Genomic DNA, 17,627 nt, shown 5'->3' with positions numbered 1-17,627 from the left:
ATCTAACGCCGGGCGCATTCGCCGGGCAATACAGCCTTCGGCCTACGGCCGAAGGCTCATGAAAGACCGAATACTAACGCTCGGCACTGTCCAAGAAATCCAAGCGGTTCAAATTCTCCAACCTAAGCGTGACCTCGTGTCCGGTCATACAGGGGGCAAGTCCAAGCCTGTCGAAAACTCGCAGACTCAAGCCCCAAAACAAACAACACTTTGTTACTTGGCAGCACGAGGAACCACTCCCGCATGAAAGGCGGCGAGCACTTCTACCACTTGCGAGAACACCTTCTCCGCATCGGGATTAGCATCATGATATCGATCCCAGAAATCTCCTGAAAATGCGCTTGGCTCAATGGCATAGGAGCCACCACCAAAATCGGAGAGGCACCAGCCGGTCGGAATAGCTGAATCGACAATGTCGAAATTGCGAAGCTCCGCCATGACCGGAGCTCCATCCGAGTCACGCTGGACAATAATCATCGCTGGCCGTGCTTCCGGCAGAAAGCGGACGCCGAGAACCACATACGTATTTCCCAATGTAAAACTCGGGTCAGCTTCTTGCCCGCCATGCGCTTGCACCTTGCAATATTTAACCTTCATGGTTTGACAATACCCTTAACTTTGAAATCAGACGTGACGTAATCAACCTTACCCGTCACCGTATTCATGTAGTAGTGAATTTGCATTGACTGCCCGTTAGGCATCTTCGCCGATTGCGTCGTGTACTTCCCCCAGTCGGTGATGGCCGAGCCGTCGCGCGTGAGTTCCTGCACGACGACCGGGTTCTTGATTTTCCCCTCCGCGAGCGGAATCGGATCCGAATTTCGAATCGCCGACTGCGTCAGCAAACCATTCGCGTCAAGAATACCAGCCTCCTCAAACGCCAACTGCGTGCGAAGCTGCACAGAAGCTGTCATGTTCGCCGCGCTTCCAGCAGTAGCCGTGCTGCTTGTGGTTCCGCCCACATTGGAAGCAACCGGATGCGACATTCCTCCATCCCAAGTCTTACCCGGACCCGCATAGGGCTCGTCGCCCACCGTGAGCGGCTCCGAAGCTGTGCCAACGGTAACCGACGACGAAGCACCAAAGCCACGCACTGCTCCAATAATTCTGCCAAGAATACTGCCTGCAAGCAGCCCGACGCCGGCGGACACGACGTTGTGAATCGCGTTGGACGCGATCGTGTTGTTGTCCGTCATCGTCGCGACGGACTGCGCAAGCGCCTTCTGATTGACGTACAACTGCGCCATGTCAGCCTGTGCGGTCTTGCACGACGCACTGCTGCCACCAGCACCGCATGATGCCGCCACGTCCTGCCTGGATTGTTCGTAGGCGTCCTGCGTCGATTTCAGCGCCTCGACATAGCATGATTTCGGTTGTCCGCCGCAGGCATCCAATTGAGCCTTGAGCGGCGCATACTTCCGACTCAGTGCATTGTTCAGCACCTCGTTCTCAGCTGCAAAGGTTGCGCCGGAAGTGTTCTGTCCCGCTGCGCTGGCCAGCGCACCTCCAGCCATCGTGGAGATCCCCGCGGTCAGCGCATTGAGCCCCGGATCGTCAAAGCCCGTTACTTTCTCAACGGTGCCGTCCGCACGCTCCACATAGTTGGTGTTGTCCTGGCCGTTGTACAACGCATCGCGCACGACCGGAGCAACCAAGGCGCTGGCCGCTCCGCCAATCGCTCCACTTGCACACCCCGTTCCTTTCGCCGCCGACAATGCACATCCCAATCCGGCATGGGCCAATACGTATCCAGGGCTCCCTTCTGCGAGCATTGACGTGTTGTCTGTGGAAGCGACACCGATCGCACCTGCGCCGACCATACCGAGATCGCTGATCATGCTGTTCGCAAGCGCACTGCCGAAGCTGCCTCCGGATACGGCCGTATTAATTGCGGCCGACACGACGCCGCGCTCAACAATCTTCTCCAACACCTGGCCGAGTTGCCCCATCGAGACCGCTCCACCGGTTCCGATTGTTCGACCGAGATCCTGCAAACCCTGAAGATTAGCGAGACCCGTCCCAGCCATGACGCCGGCCGTCAATGCGCCGAGCGCTCCCGCCTGGAGGATCCGCCCGAAGTTCAGCCCATCCCCCGAAAACGCTTGACTGGTAATGCTTCCAACCATGCCGCCAAGTGCGCCGATCATTACCGAACCGACCGACAGCTGCGTCATCACAACGCCCGCGGCGGCAGCGGCGGCGCCCGCCGTCACGATCGACGCTGCGATCGCGATGGCCGCAATGGCAAACGTCGGCAGCCCGCCGCCCTCCTGCACGAAGTCCGAATGCAGGTGATCACTGACTGACGTCTGCGTAAAGTTCACGCCGAGTTGCTGCTGCAGGTTTGCGAGTGCCTGCTGCGTACCAGCCTGATCGACCGTGCCGTCTGCATTCAACTTCTGCAGCGCCCCACCAATCTGATCGAGCGTCTGCACGTTCAGATCCATGTTCGCCGCGCTCATGAACCCACCGGGCTGCACCACCGTCCCGGTCGTCTTCAGATACCCGCCATCGACCTTCTGCCAGATCTCGCCGACATCAACCTGATTCGCCTGGTTCGTCAGCGTGTGCGTGTCGACGCTCAGCGTCCCCGACGCGGTGATGCTCCCCGTATTGAGGATGCTGCCGTTACCGTCCTGATTGAACTTCAGCGTGACGTCATGCCCGGAGATGTTGCCGCCCGCCGACAGCGCCTGCGTGTCCTGCGGCAGATACACCTGCGGCATCAGCGCGGTAATCGTCGGGCACGTCGCCGCTCCCGTCGCGTGACACGACGGGTCCGGCACCGTCTGCTCGACGTACCACAGCATCGGCTTGTCGAGCGTGTTGATCTGCTCCTGCGTCAGCGCGGCGCCCAGTTGCAGGTCGTGCGCCTTCGAGTAATCGATCGCGTTCTGGTACAGGTACATCTTTTCCTGCGCCGTCACCGACAGGTTTTTCTCGTTGTCGTACGTCAGCCCGTCGACGAAGCTCGACTTGCCTGTCTGCTTCAGCGCCGCCTGCTGCAACAGCAGGTCCTCTTCCTGCGGGTTGTAATAGAACAGCGTCGACGAAGGCTGCAGCGCCGACGGCAGATTGTTCAGCAAGTCCTGCGGCCCGAGCGAACCGAGCACGGAACCGCCGAGCGACGCGTCGACGTACGACGCAGCGCCCGCGATCGGTGTCGGCAGCTTGCCGGTGCCGACGGCACGAGGCACCGACAGGTTCAGCCCCGGCAAGTCCACCGGGCTCAGCGAAATGACCTGCGACGGCGCATTGACACGCGGCGTGTAGGTGTTCGCGGTCGTGATCCCGTTGATCAGCTTCTGGCCCGTCAACGACACATACGTGCCGATCACGTTGCCCACGTTCTGGATCTGCCCGCCCGACGAGATCGACAGGTTCGGCGCCTGGATCGTCGCCGCGATGTTGCCGACCGGCGTCGGCGGATCGATAGTGCCGCCCGTGCTCGTGTATGCGCTCCCGTACAAGGCCTTGCACTGCTCCGGCGTACCGCACGCCCAGACGTCGTGACGCTTGTCGCTGCTGAACATGCCGGTTTCCTGCACCCAATGCGAGTGCCAGTAGGCGTTCAGCACCTGCGCCTCGTTCACGACGGGACCTGCGACGGCGATCGTCGCGGTGTTGCCGGCCGCGATCAGGCTGCCGATGTTCGTCAGGCTACCCGCATTGATCTGCAGGTTGTTGCCCGCGCTGATCACCGACGAGCTGCCCGACTGCTGGTCGACATAGCCCTCGCAGTAGCTTTCCTTGTAGCCGCCGGCCGTCATGCAGCCCGAGTATTGCTCGTGCTTGCCGTAGTTCTCGTGTACCGGTACGGGTGGCGGCAGATTGTTGGTGATCGCGCCCGATACGTTGAGCTTGATGTCGTTGCCCGCGACGATGTTGCCGGACGTGTTGTTCAGGCTCTGTGCGGGCGTGGTCGAGCTTGCGGTCGTGCCGACACCGCCGATGACGATGTCGTGGCCTGCGAGCAGGTTGCCGTACGTATTGTTGATCTGGCCGGCCGCGATCACGAGATCGTGGCCCGCATAGATCGTCGCGTCGTTCTGGCTGTAGCCGAACGTCGTCGTGGTCGGGTTGTTGCCGCGCGGTTGGCCTGCGTTGCCGCAGGCGGAGTTCGGCACGCCGGATGCGCAGCCGACCTGGCTCGCATAGTTCTGCTGGTTGCCACCCTGGTTGGTGAGCGTGCCGGACGTGATAGCGACGTTGTTGCCGGCATACAGCAGACCCTCGTTGGTCAGATTGCCGCCGCCGACCGTCAGGTTGCTGCCCGCCGCGATCATGCCGGTCGGCGTAGTGAAGGTCACCGTGCCGGTAGCCGCAGGCGCAACTGCTCCCTTGTTGATCTGGAACGTCGTCGGCAGGTAAGGCTGACCCACCTGGCAATAGTTGCCGCCGTCGCAATTGAAAGCGCCGGTCGGATTGCCGGTGCCCTGGACCCCGATCGTTCCGAGCGCCGCAAGCTGCGCCAGAAAGTTCGCGTACTGGGCCTGATCGACATAAGTCGAGTTGTTGACCGTCATGGTCGGCGCAACCGCGCCGTTGCTCAACGACTGGACGTTGAGCGCGATGTTGCCTTGCGCCGCGATCTGCCCGCCCTTATTGGACAAGGTACCGGCAGTCAGCGAGATCGAGCCGCCGGCGGAAATCACGCCCGACGTTCCGGCTTGCTGGGTAGTCGTCGTTTGATAGACCGTCGGCAATGTGAACGTCGCCGATTTGAGTGCACCGGCCCCGGGCCCGGTTCCGACGAACCAGTAGTTTGAAGACTGCGAAACACCGTGGTCATTGGTGCCGGTCTGTACGTTGTATTGATAGAACGTCACCGTGCCGGACGTCGCCACCGGATCGGAAGCCGACATCAAACTGGTGTTCGTGGTCGAGCCCGTCGGCGCCAGCAGGCCACCGAGCGTCGCAGGCAGCGATTTGTACGCAGCCTGGACATAGCCATGGTCTCCATTTTTGACATCTTCGTAGCCAACGACCACCCAGCCCACCGACCCTGACATCAGGAGCGCCGGGTCGTTGACCTGCGTGGTCGTCGTGATGGCCCCCTGCGGAGCAGTCTGATCGTTGATCACCTGCGCCGCAGAGATGCCAATGTTCCGGCCGGCGAATATCGAGCCGCCCGTATTGAGCAGCGAACCGCCGAGATTGAAATTCGCATCCCCCTTCGACTGCGTCGTCGCACCCTGGTTGTCGTAATTCCCCCCGTTCACGGTCAGCACACTGCCGGCCTCGACCGTCCCGCGGTTCGTCGTATCGCCATTCAGCGTCAACGCGTTATCCGCGTGCACCACCGCCCCGGCCGCATTGTTCAGCGTGCCGTTGAACGTCACATCCGCCCCGGTGACCTGCCCGTGATTCTCGAAGCTGCCGCCTGCCGTCAGCGTCAACGGCGACGTCCCGGTGATCATGCCGTTGTTCGTGATCCCGTTCAGCCCCGTCAGCGAAACGCTCTGCCCGCCGTAATTCCACGTGCCGCCGACATTCACGTACCCGGCCGTGATCGACAGGTTGCCGCCCTGGCTGATCGTCCCCTGCGACGGATCGAACGCCATGTTGACCGCGCTGATCCCCATGTTCCGTTGCGCGAGCAGCTGTCCGCCGGCGTTGTAGAACGCGCCGTTGCCGCCATTGATCGTCAGCGACACGTCGCCGGTCGCACCGGTCGCCGCCTGCGGATTGCCGGCAAAAACGATCCCGTTCTGGTTGTTCAGCGTCCCGGTATTGACGTTGAGCGCGTTCACCGCCATCAGCGAGCCGCCCACGTTCGTCAGCGCCCCGCCGACGGTGACGTTGGTCGTCGTCCCGTTCACCAGCCCGGCGTTCGCGAAGCTCGATGCATTGATCGTCGTCGTGCCGATCGACGCGAGCGACGCACCGGCCGCATTCGTCAGGTTCGGCGCCGACACGTTGAGCGATCCGGCCAGCACGTTCGCGGCGTTATACAAGCCGTTCTGCGAAGCCAGCGTCGCGTTGCCGACGACGTTCACCGCCTTCCCGCCCGCCAGCGTGAGCTGATTCGATGCCTGCGCGGTGAGCGCGCCGCCGACCGTCGCATTGCCGAGCGTCACGTTCGCGCCGTTCACCTGCAGGTTCTGCGATGCGACGAGTGATGCATTGCCGGCATCGACCGTTCCCTGCGCGGAAACGGTCACGTTCTTCGATCCGACGGCCGAACCGCTCAGCGTGACGTTGCCGCCCGACACGCCCAGTTGCCCCGCAACGATGCTGTTGCCGGTCAATGCGACGGTTTGTCCGGCATGCAGCGTCGCGTCGCCGTTCGCCGACACGCCCGCGACCGACACGTTGCCGCCGATGCCGTTGACGTCGACCGTCCCCATCGAACCCACACCGCCCGCGAGCGACACGTTGTTCGCGGCCTGAACCGCGACATTGCCGCCCGACTGCAACAAGCCGCCGAACGACACGCTGCCGCCCGTCGACTTTGCCGACACGTCGCCGACCGCGGTGGTCGCACCGAGCGACATGTCGCCGCCGGACACCGCCGTCAACTTGCCGGCGCCCTGAATCGCGCCGAGCGTGATGCTGTTTCCGGCATTGACGGCGATGTCCTTGCCGTACGTCAGTGCCGCGCCGCCGCCGAGCGCACCGCCCGCGTTGATACTGGCGGCCCCGAGACCGAACAGCGCGCCGCCGAGCGTCATCGCACCGCCCGACGTCAACGTCGTATCGCCGTTCACGAGCCCGCCGGAAAGCAGCGCGAGTCCGCCGCCCGCATTGGCCCGCACATTCCCGGTCGACATGACCGCGCCGCCGACACCGAGATTGCCCGCCGTCGCGGTCAGCGTCGCGTCGCCGGTCGCATTGATCGCGCCCGCGACACCGAGCGAGCGCCCGGCCGTGACGTTCAGCGCACCGCCGCTGGACGCGGCACCGATCCCCGCATCGCGCGCGGCCACGATCGTCGTCGCGTTGCCCGACGTCACCGCGCCGTTCACCATCACGTCGCCGGCGCCGTTATGGCCCTGCGCCCGCAATCCGATCGCGCCGCCCGCCTGCACCGAGCCGGCCGACAAGTCGTTGCCGGCGGTCATCGCGAGATCGCCGTTGGTCGCGACGTTACCCGTCACCGCGATATTGCCGCCCGCGGTGACGCTCGCCTGGTGCGCGAACGCGATCGCGTCGGCAGTCACCGAGCCACCCGCCGTCAGCGTGCCGCTTTGCTGCGCGCCCACGCCTGCGAGCGCCATGTCGCGGCCCGCGTTCAGCGAAGCATTGCCACCCGCGACACTCTGCCCCGTCACCGCGATGTCCTGTGCGGCGCCAACGCTCAGGTTGCCCTGCGTCGTCAGGCTCGTCGCACGCGCGTCGCCACCCGAAGCGATCACGGCGAGATCATCCGCCGAATTCACCGCCGACAGCGCGACACTGCGCGCCGCATTGATCGCCGTCGTGCCACCGGTATTGATTGCGCCCGCAACGGACGCGTCCCGTGCGGCTTGCAGTTGCATCGCGCCGAATGCGGTGGCCGCTCCGCCGAGCGTCACATCGCCGCCGCCGGCACCGCCCTTCGCGGTGACGTCGAGATTGCCGTTGACGGCCTGAACCGTGCCGAGCCCCGCATTGTTGCCGCCCGTCACATTGACGGCCGCGGCTTGCAGCGCACCCGTCAGCGCGACGTCGTGCGCGGCATCGAGTGTCGCCGCCTGGGCGAATGCCGCGGCGCCCGCACCGTTGATGTCGCGGCCCGCGCTCAGCGTGCCGTCGCGTTGACCCGCGAGTGTCCCCGTCAACGCGATATCGCGGCCGGCCTGCACGTTCGTCGACTTCGCCACCGCGATCTGGCCGCCGAGCTGCGTATCGAGCCCGGAAAGGCTGTTGAACGCGCCCGCCGTCGTGGTCGACCCCGTGAGCATGACGCTACCGTTCGCGGCGGTCGTATTCAGGTCGCCGTTCGACTCCACGCCGCCGCTAACCGCCACGTTGCGTTGCGCGGTCAATGCGAGCGCATCGCCGCTGCCGAGGGTGCCGCCGATCGACACGTCCCGCGCCGCCGTCACGTTCGCCGCCCCCTGCGCGGACGCCGCACCCGTGACGCCCGCATCGCCTTCGCCGGCATTGCCGTTCGCCGCCAGCGTCAACGTGGTCGACGACGACGCATCGTGCAGCGTCGCGTTGTTCCCGCCCGTCACCGTGATCGCGGCCGCCTGCATGCCGCCGGTCAGCGCGACGTCGTGCTGCGCCGCATAGGTCGCGGTCGCGGCAAACGCCTGCTTGCCGCCGCCGTTGATGTCGTGTGCGGCCGTGACCGTGCCGTTCGCCTGTCCGACCATCGTGCCGTTCAGCGTGGCATCGCGGCCGGCCGTCAGCGTCGCGTCGCCGATCGCGCTGGTGCTCGCGCCGAGCGACAGGTCGAGGCCGGTCGCGATAGCGAGCTTGCCGCCGCTGTTGATGCCGCCGGTCGCGTTGAGGCTGCCTTGCCGCGCAGCGAGCGCCGTATCGCCGACCGACTCGATCGCGCCGCTCACGGCGATGTCCCGCTGCGCGGTCACGCCGATCGTCGACCCGCTCGCGACCTTGCCGCCGATCGCAACGTCGTTCTGCGCGAACGCCGTGATCGCGCCCGCGGCGGCGACCGAACCGTCGATGCGCAGATCGCCTGCACCCGTTGCGGTATTCGTGCCGTTCGCGCGTAGCGCGATCGTGCCGGTCGATTCGACGTTGTTCACGGCCGCATTGCCGGCCGCCGTCACGCTGACCGACTGCCCCTGGATCAGCCCGCGCTGCGCGACGTCGCGCCCGGCTTCGAGCGTGGCCTGCTGGCGGAACGTCAACGTGCCGGCACCGACGATGTCGCGCGCCGCATTGACGATGCCTTGTCCCTGCCCGGCCAGCGATCCGCTTACGTTGACGTCGCGTCCGGCCGCGAGCGTCGTGTCGCGCGACACGGTCGTGTTGCCGCCGAGGTTGATGTCGCTGCCTGCCTGCGCGTCGAACGCGCCATTGCTCGCGATCGCACCGGTCGACCCGATACTGCCGCCGGTCGCCAGCAGCGACGTGTTGCCGGCCGACTGCAACGAACCACTGATGTCGATATTGCGCGCCGCGGCAAGCGCCACGTCCGCGCCGCCCGTCACCGCGCCGGTCACGCTCAGGTCGTTCGCCGCATTGAGCGCGAGCGCCGATGCAGCCTGCACGTCGTGCAGCGTGGCCGATCCGCCGGCCGTCGTCCGCACGTTGCCGCCGCGCAGCGAACCGGTGAGAGTCGTATCGCCGCCGGACCCGAGGTTCGCCGCGAGCCCGAACGCAACGGCGGCCGCGCCGCCTATCGCGCCGCCGGCGTTCAGCGTGCCGTTGCCCTGCGCGACGACGGAGCCGTTCATCGTCAGGTCGCGTCCCGCGTCCACGGTCAGGTCGCCGAGCGACGACGTCGAGTGCGTGCCCAGATCCACGGACTGCGCGGCGTTCACCGACAGATTGCCGCCCGACTGGATATTGCCGGTGCTCGTCAGCGAGCCGGCCGCATTCGCCAGCGCGACATCGCCGTTCGACTGGACCGTCCCGCCGATCGACGTATTGCGGCCGCCACCGATGACCAGGCCGCTTGCCGTGCGCAACGCGCCATTGACGATCACGTCGCGCGCCGCGTCGATCGTCCCGTTCGTCAGCGAGTTCACGTTGCCGCCGATCGAAACGTCGCCCGTGCGCGTCGCGAGCCGAAGCCCCGCGTTGGCCTGCACGTCGTTCAGCGCGATCGAACCGGCTGCCGTCATCGAGACGGCGCGCCCCTGGAACGCACCGGTCACGCCGATATCGCGCCCCGCGCTCAACGTCGTGTCCTGCACGAAGCCGCTGGTGCCGCCGGCGACGATGTCGCGCGCGGCCGTGAGCGTCGCGACACCCTGCCCGGCCAACGCACCGCCGATCACGAGATCCCGGCCAGCCGTGGCGGACACGTCGCCCGTTACGGTCGTCGCGCCGGTCAGCGAGACATCCTGCGCGCCCTGCACCGCCAGCGCACCCGCGCCGTTCAACGTGCCGGCCGACGCGACGCTGCCGCTGGCCGCCGTCATCGCCAGATCGCCGACGGCCTGCACGGTGCCGCTGCCGCCGACGATCACGTTGCGCTGCGCGGCAAGCGCGACCTGCGCGCCACCGGCCAGCGTGCCGTTCACGACGACGTCGCGCGACGCGCGCACGTCGGCGGCGCCAAGTGCAGCCGCATTGCCGTTGAACGCGACGTCGCCGCCGCCAGCATTGCCGTTTGCCGTCACACCGAATGCGCCGCCCGCCTGGACCGTCGCGAGATTCGCGCTGTTGCCCGCGTCGACCTGCAGGCCATTGGCGAGCAGCTTGCCAGTCAGCGCGACGTCATGCGCGGCGTTCAACGCGCCGTTCTGGCCGAATGCGATCGAACCGCTTCCGGTGATGTCGTTGCCTGCGCTCAGTAACCCGTTGCGCTGGACGATCACGACACCGGACGTATCGACGTTGCGCCCTGCATCCATGCGCGCGTCGGTCCCGACCATCAGCGAGCCGCCGACCGACGCGTCGCGCGCGATATCGGCGGCGAACGTCGTTCCGCTCGCGAGCGACCCGCTCACGCTCAGGTCGCGCCCCGTCTGCACGCTGACCGCGTTCTGCGCGGTCGCCTGCGATGCGACGACGGTGTCCTGTCCGGACGTCAGCGCAAGATCGCCCCCGCTCTTCACCGTCGCATGCGTGGCGACGCTGCCCTGCGTCGCCGTCAACGCCAGCGCGCCGGAGGTCTGCAGCGCCGCGTTGACCGTCGCATCGCGTTGCGCGGTTACGCGCAGCGTGTCGCTGTTCGTCTGCCCGTTCACGTTGACGTCGCGGGCAGCCTGTACGGTCGTTGCACCGGTCACGACCGACGTGCCGTTCAGGTTCACGTCGCCCGTGCCGTCGGCGCCGCGCGCGGTAACGGACAACGCACCGCCGCCCTGTACGTCGCCGAGCGTGACGTTCGTGCCGCCCGCGACCGTCATGTCGCCGTGCGCCTGTGCATTCGCGACGTTCACGTTGCCGCCTGCCGCCACGGTGAGCTTGCCGCCGGACTGGATCGATCCGGTCGACGTCACGTCGCCATTCGCGTCGATCGCGTAACCGCCGACCCCGATGTGCGTACCGGTCATCGACACGTTGCCGGCGCTGTGGACCGTCGCCTGCTGCTGCGCGGCCGAGCCCGCGACCGAGACGTCGCCGTTCGCCGACAGCAGCAAGTCCCCCGCGTTCGCGGCAAGCTGCGCGTCGGATCGCACACCCATCCCCGCCGCGGTGCTCACCACCTGGATCTGCCCGGCCGTCATCGCGCCGAACGCGGTCGCGTCGATCGCGAGCGAACGATTCGCGCCGCCGTTCGCGGCATTGATCGCCGCGGCGGAGTTGTCCGAGCCGTTCGACGCCGTGCCGTACGTGGTGCCGTAGGTATCGACGGCGGCCGGTGTCACGAACTGACGCCCGGCGATCACGTTGATGCGCGTGCCGGCATAGAGCGGCGCGTTGATGCCGATCGTCTCGCCGATCAGGTCGATCGTGCCCACGGTCCCCTCGATCCCTGCCCCGGGCCCGTTGACGCCGGCATTGCCTTCGATCTGCAGGTGACCGCCGGTCACGTTGTAGCCGAGCGCCTTCGCGTTCGCGAAGTCGGTCGCGCTTCCGCCGACGCCGCTGAGAAATTGCGGCGCGCCGGTCGACAACGTCACGCCGATCGTGTTGGTGAAGCCGGCGCCGCGTGTCGTGATCCCGTTCGGATTCGCGATCACGACGGCCGCGGGTGCGCCGAACACTTCGAGCGGACCGTTCAGCAAGCTCGCGTAGGCATTGCCGGTCGACGTGATCTGGTTGACGATCACGCTCGCCGTGCGGCCGTTCAGGTTCGGGTTGGCCTGCACGTTGCCGCCCGTCAGCGACGTGCCCGACATCAGGCTGTTGTTCAGAATCAGCCCGACCGGATCGATGTTGAATTGCTGATACTGGTTCAGCGAAATGCCGGCCGCGTTCGGCGCGGTGATATTGACGACCGGCACGCCGCCGCCTGCGCCGGTCGACTGCGTGATGGCAGGCTGAAACGAGATCGGCGCCGTGGGATCGGCGATGGGCGCGGCGGCCGCGAGCTGCATCGAGAATCGGACATGCAGCGACGCGAGATCGAGCAGCCGCTGCCATGCGTCGTCGTCGATACGGCGATTGCCCGCGCCGAGCACGCCGGCTGCATCGCGACCCTGCTCGACGGTGACCGTGATCGGTCCGATGAACATCGCCAGCGCGAGCAGCGCGCTCGTCGCACGCTGCCACCAGCGGTACGATCCCGCGACCTGCTCGACCGCGAAGAATCGCGGCGCACTTGCCGCCGACCGCGCACGTGCACCGATTCGCGCCGCACCGGCGGCGGCAAGCTGCTGCAAGGTCTTACGCTTGGACGTGTTCATCTTCTGTTGTTCGCTTCGTTTCATGGTCCCGCGCCGTACGCCACCGGCCTGCCGACCGTGGCGCCGAGCGATGCCGGGTTTCCCCGCCCGGCATCGCATGCGTGTTCGCCGGGCGGCTGCCCGACGCTGATGCTTGCTACCTACTGCTTGCCGCCTACTGCTGGATCCGCGCGTTGCGGATCAGATCCGCAACGACCTGCGCGGTCGCCTTCTCCATCGCGACCTGCTCGAGTTGTTGCCGCAGCGTGTCTTTCGCCTGGTCGAACGGCGGCACCTGCGTCGGGCGCCTGTCGTCGGCGCGCACGATCCAGTACGCATCGCCGACCTGCACGGGTTCGCGCGTCAGCCCGCCCTGCGGCAGTTTCACGAGCGCTTCGGCGAGCGGCTGCGGCCAGTTCTGCGTGTGGCCTGCTTCGATCGGCGTCTTGAACGAGATCCAGTTCAGCGCGCCACCTTGCGCCGCGGCCGGCCCCTTGCTGAACTGCCGCGCGAGCGCGCCGAAGTCCTCGCCTTTCTTGAGCCGCGAGAGGATCTGCTTGGCGGTGTCCGCGTCGTTGACCGCGATCACGCTCGGCTTGTATTCGTTCTCGCCGAGCGTCGCGACAACCGCGTCGTAGCGCGCCTTGACGTCCGCGTCCGTGACGGGCGCCGGCTTGACCTGATCGCGCAGGTACGCCTGCGTCATCGCGAGCGCCTTCGCCTGCTCGACGGCGGCAACGACCTGCGGCTTCGTGTCGTAGTGCTGCTTGAGCGCCGCCTGTCGAAACAGCTCGCGTGCGATCAGCTGGTTCTTCAGCGCCGCGCGCAGCGCCGGCGTATCGGGCGCCTTCGACGCGCGCACGGCTTCGTCGACCTGCGCTTGCAGGATCGGCACGCCGTTCACGCTCGCGATCGCATCGGCGGGCATCGCGGCGGTTGCATCGGCCGGTTTCTTCGCCGCCTTGGGGACCGCGTACGCGTGCGGGACGATAGCGCCGCAAAGCATCGCCGCGACGAGCGCGACGCCGATCTTGCGAATACGCGCCGACAGGTTGGGTTGCATCGCGATCTCGCGACCGTTCGACAGGCGATTCATGAAGTTCTCCATCAGTCCGTCCAGTTGAGTGTTGCCAGCAACACGCTGGCCTTCTTGCCGAGTGCGGCCGGTTGCGCGAGCGCCTGCCCGACCAGCACTTCGGTCGACAAGGTTCCGCCTTTCAAACGCCATTGCGCGCGCGCGCCGACACCCGTGCCGACGAGCGAGGGCCAGCCGCCTTGCGCGTTCAGGTGCGTCTTGCCGCCGTCCAGAAACACATACGGTTCGAGGCGCGCGTCGTGCCACGCCGGCACGTTCTGCCAGGCCAGCTCGTTGCGCACGAACGCGCCGCTGTCACCGGCGATCCCGCCTTCGGTAAACCCGCGCACCGAGCCCATGCCGCCCAGAAAGATCTGCTCGTTGCCGAACAGCGCGACGCGGCTGTACTGCGCGCGAAGCGTGCCGCGATACGCCCAGACGGAACCGGCAAAATTGCCGAGCGTGAACTGCAGCGTGCCGGTGGCATCGAGCTTCGTGAACTGGCTGTGCGCATCGTCGATGCCGATGTCCGACGCATCGTGGCTGGCCGCCAGCCAAGGCAAACCCTGCGACACGCCGACATCCCAGGTCGCGGCCGCACCCTGATCGCGCATGACGAAGCGGGACAGCCCGTTCAGCGCGACACGCAACACCGTCAGGTTCTGCGGCGACAACGGAATGCCGTTGAGGTCGCGCTCGGTGCGCAGCTTGTTGAGCGTCACGTCGACGCTCATGCGCCCGCGCGGCGAACGCATCAGCACGTCGTTCCAGCCGAGCATCTGGCTGAACGTGCGCCCTGCAATCAGCGCGACGTCGCCAATCGCCTGCTGGTACTCGGACATCGACGCCGTGTAGCTGAACGTTTGATAGCCATACGGCACCGCCGCCGACAACACGACCGCATTCGTGTCGGTCGTCCCGACGTAGCTGAACGACAGCGATTCCTGCAGTCCGATCACGTTGTCGGCTTCGACACCGGCGCGATAGCGCGTCTTGCCGGTCTGCGCGCTGCCGTAGTTGTCGATGCCGAAATCGTAATGAAGACGGTCGCCGTAGCGGTTCGAGATCGCGACGATCGAATCGCCCGGCGCTTCGCCGGGGAGAATCCGGATTTCGGCCTGATTGCGCCGCAACCGGTTGATCTGGTCGACGCCCTGCTCCAGATCGGGCAGACGTAGCACATCGCCCGGCGTGCTCGCGAACGCCCATGCGGTGCCGGCTTCGGTCAGCCACCCGCCGCCGCGCACTTCGTACCACTTCTCGTCGGGATCGCGCGGCCTCAGCGGTTTGCCGTTCAGCGTCAACGCGGCCACGCGGCCGGGAACGAGATTGATCTTCAGCGTGCCGGACGCGAGATTCTGCGGCCCGAGGTACGCACGCGTCGTGATGTAGCCGCGCGCAATGAACGCTTCGGTCAGCCGGCGCAGCAGCAGGTTGATCCGGTTGCGCCCGAGTTGCTTGCCGATGAACGGCGCCGCGATACGGTCCAGTTCGTGCTGCCCGAGGATCGCGTCGCCGGTGAATTCGATCCGCTCGATCGGGAACGTCGGCGCGACGTCCGGCAGCGTGTCGACGTCGGCGCCCGGCGGCAGGTCGGGCATCGCCGGCTGCTCGGGCACCGCGATCTGCGCCGGCGGCTGCGCGATCTCGTCGCGACGCTGCCGGTCGCGCTGCTCCTGCAGCAGACGTTGCGCGGGATCCTGTTCCGCACGCGGCACCGCAAGCCCGGCCGGGAGCGCGCCGAGGCCCGGAAGCGCGCCGGCCGGCGGCGCGCCCGCGAGCTGTGCATGCGCGCACGGCAACATCGCGCCGATTGTCAGCGCGAGCGCGGCGGCAATGCGGTGATTCTTGTGCGACATCACAGGCCGAACCACGACACAAGGCCCATGTGGTTGCGGTTGCCGATCGTCACGAGATCGCGATGCGGCGGCCGGATCGTCACGACGCCGCCCGCGGCGAGCACACCTTCGGGCGCGCTGTACGCGCCGCCTTCGATGTCGGCCTCGCCGGTCAGGCGTACCTTGCCGGTTCCGCCGGTAAACACACCGCCGGTGTCGGCCGCATAGATCGCCGCCCAACGATTGCCGAACCACGCTTTCAGGTCGTGGTCGCGGTTGATCACCGTATAGCCCGGCACCCCCTGCGCAAGCGTTTTCGGCGCGTCGAGCGTCAATGCGCCGAGCGCGAGCACGGTTCCGCCCGTGTTCGTGATCTGCGTACCGGCTTTCAGCTGGATGTCGGCGTTGGCCTCGATCACGCCGCCGAACGCCTGCACGTTCGACGATGCGCTCGCGCGGCAGAACACGAAACACGAGCGCCGATACGCTGCCTGCCCGGTGAAAACAGCTTGCGTGAGGATGTTTTCGCGCGCGGCGATGTCGATCGCGCCGCCATTCGACAGGATCGATCCGCCGATATTCGTCACGTTCGCGGCGCGTATGGTCACGTTGCCCGCATCGGCCGTGATGTACGCGAGTTTCGATGCGTCGGCCAGCGCGCCATAGTCGACGGTGAAGCCGTCGCTACGATGCTTGAAGAACAGGAAGCGGCCGCCCTGCTCGGAGAAGCCGACCACCGCACCGTTCTGCACGCCGGTGCTGTGGTCGACGATGTTCTGCAGATCTCCGCCCGCGTCGATCGAAACGTTCCGGTTCGACAGGATCCGTGCATTCCGGTTGACGACCTCGGCGCCCGCGGTCAGCGACACGTCGCCCTGAACGCCGAACAGGATGCCGATCCGCGTCTGCGGCAGCGACTGGTTCAGGATGCGGCCCGCCGCGTTCAGCGTGACCGCGCCCGCGGAATCCGGATCCGCGTCGATCGCGGTCTGCCCTTGCACCAGCGAGCCGACGTTCACGATGTCCGCCGCGCTCTTGAGCACCACGCCGCTTTGCGACGATGCCACGGTGGCGCCCTTCATCGCGTCGTCGGGATTCAGCGCGATGCCCGCGCCGCTCAGCTTGACGCTGCCCGACGCCATCAGGCTGCTGCCCGTCAACGCAATCGCATCGGCTGCCGACACATTCGCGTGACCGCCGCGCGACTTCAGGTCGGTGTCGGTCAGCGTCATGCCGCCCTGCACGGTGACGTCGAGGTCTCGCGCGACGTCGATCTTCGCGTTGGACATCTCGACGTTGCCGTTCGACGTCAGCGTGAAATCCCCGAGCGACGCATTCATCGCGCCGGCGCTGCGCACGCCGGGGCCACGGTCCGTGACGATCAACTGCACGCGCCCGCTCGTCACGCTGCCCGCGGCCGTGATGTCGATCGCGTAGGATGATGCGGTGTCCGGCTGGGTCGTCGCGGTACGCGAGAGCCAGTCGTTGGCGTTGTCGTTCGGCGACAGCCCCGTGTTCAGCTCGACACGGCTGCGTCCGGCCAGCAGGCGCACGCCGGCCGTCGCCGACGAAAACGTGTTGTCGATCGCACCGTCCACGACGATGTTCTTCGCGATCAGATCCAGCCCGATCAGCGCGCCGGCCAGGCCGCCCGGACCGACGACGATCGTGCCGGTCGACGTATCGAGCACGATGTTGCGCTGGATCACGCCGGGGGCGATCTGCAGGTCGTTGAAGCTCACGTTGCCGGTCGACAGCGCGACGTGCCCCGTATTGACGAACGATCCGCCGTTGACGGTGATGCCGTTCGGGTTCGCAAGCACGACGTTCGCGCGCGGCCCCGCCACGGCGATCTCGCCTTCGATCAGGCTGCGGTTCGTGCTCGTCACCTGGTTGACGATCGTGCGCGCATTGATGCCGACGTTGTTCAGCGTCGCACCGGCCGCCGTCACGTTGAACGACGAATACGTGTTGCTCGATACGCCGGCGACCGCCGGCGCAAGATTGACGAGCTGCCGGCCATTCGGCCCGACCGACACGCTCGTGGGCGTGCCGCCGTCCGCGGCGATCCCCGCGGCCGCGGCGCAATGCGGCAGCAGTCCCGTTACGGCAAGGCAAAGGCACAGCGCGCGCCAGCCCCCGCTGCCTGCGCGCCCCATTGAATCGGTGCATCCCATTCTGATCCCGCGCACGGCTTCGCCGGCCGTGCGCCCTCGGTTTTCTGGTCGTGTGGTTGTACTGCTTTCGTCATACTTTTTTGAGATACCGAGAAAGAGTAACGGCGGGGCCACGCCTTTCTTTAGGGCGCTTTATCGA

At 66.5% G+C, this 17,627-nt stretch carries 5 protein-coding genes; all 5 read right to left on the bottom strand.

From position 1 onward, the window contains the following. Positions 1 to 213 precede the first annotated feature (213 nt). The 5 genes from CFB49_RS35770 to CFB49_RS18730 all read right to left on the bottom strand — a co-directional run bounded on the left by CFB49_RS35770 (position 214) and on the right by CFB49_RS18730 (position 17,470). Positions 214 to 597 carry a hypothetical protein gene (locus tag CFB49_RS35770; protein ID WP_143328611.1) on the bottom strand — a complete coding sequence of 128 codons (384 nt, stop codon included), beginning with the start codon at positions 595 to 597 and terminating at the stop codon, positions 214 to 216. Continuing rightward, a complete protein-coding gene (locus CFB49_RS18745; RefSeq protein WP_249190421.1) occupies positions 594 to 12,419 on the bottom strand; it encodes a two-partner secretion domain-containing protein in 11,826 nt (3,941 codons plus the stop codon). Before CFB49_RS18745 ends, CFB49_RS35770 begins: the two co-directional genes overlap by 4 nt. Positions 12,420 to 12,573: 154 nt before the next feature. Beyond that, on the bottom strand, positions 12,574 to 13,494 hold the full coding sequence (locus tag CFB49_RS18740; RefSeq protein WP_089492782.1) for a peptidylprolyl isomerase: 921 nt from the start codon (positions 13,492 to 13,494) through the stop codon (positions 12,574 to 12,576). Positions 13,495 to 13,505: 11 nt separating this feature from the next. Continuing rightward, complete coding sequence (locus CFB49_RS18735) at positions 13,506 to 15,332, bottom strand: ShlB/FhaC/HecB family hemolysin secretion/activation protein (RefSeq protein ID WP_089492014.1); 1,827 nt, start codon at positions 15,330 to 15,332, stop codon at positions 13,506 to 13,508. Beyond that, positions 15,332 to 17,470 carry a filamentous hemagglutinin N-terminal domain-containing protein gene (locus CFB49_RS18730; RefSeq protein ID WP_249190398.1) on the bottom strand — a complete coding sequence of 713 codons (2,139 nt, stop codon included), beginning with the start codon at positions 17,468 to 17,470 and terminating at the stop codon, positions 15,332 to 15,334. The genes CFB49_RS18735 and CFB49_RS18730 overlap by 1 nt, the downstream gene beginning before the upstream one ends. Between the last annotated feature and the right edge of the window lie 157 nt (positions 17,471 to 17,627).

It is taken from the genome of Burkholderia sp. AU17457, assembly GCF_002223255.1.
Taxonomy (GTDB): domain Bacteria; phylum Pseudomonadota; class Gammaproteobacteria; order Burkholderiales; family Burkholderiaceae; genus Burkholderia; species Burkholderia sola.
This window is presented reverse-complemented; position numbering and strand designations above follow the sequence as displayed.

Excerpts from the sequence above, each read along its gene's own strand:
- CFB49_RS35770 (WP_143328611.1), bottom strand. The coding sequence starts at position 597 with ATGAAGGTTAAATATTGCAAGGTGCAAGCGCATGGCGGGCAAGAAGCT.
- CFB49_RS18745 (WP_249190421.1), bottom strand. The coding sequence starts at position 12,419 with ATGAACACGTCCAAGCGTAAGACCTTGCAGCAGCTTGCCGCCGCCGGT.
- CFB49_RS18740 (WP_089492782.1), bottom strand. The coding sequence starts at position 13,494 with ATGAATCGCCTGTCGAACGGTCGCGAGATCGCGATGCAACCCAACCTG.
- CFB49_RS18735 (WP_089492014.1), bottom strand. The coding sequence starts at position 15,332 with ATGTCGCACAAGAATCACCGCATTGCCGCCGCGCTCGCGCTGACAATC.
- CFB49_RS18730 (WP_249190398.1), bottom strand. The coding sequence starts at position 17,470 with ATGGGGCGCGCAGGCAGCGGGGGCTGGCGCGCGCTGTGCCTTTGCCTT.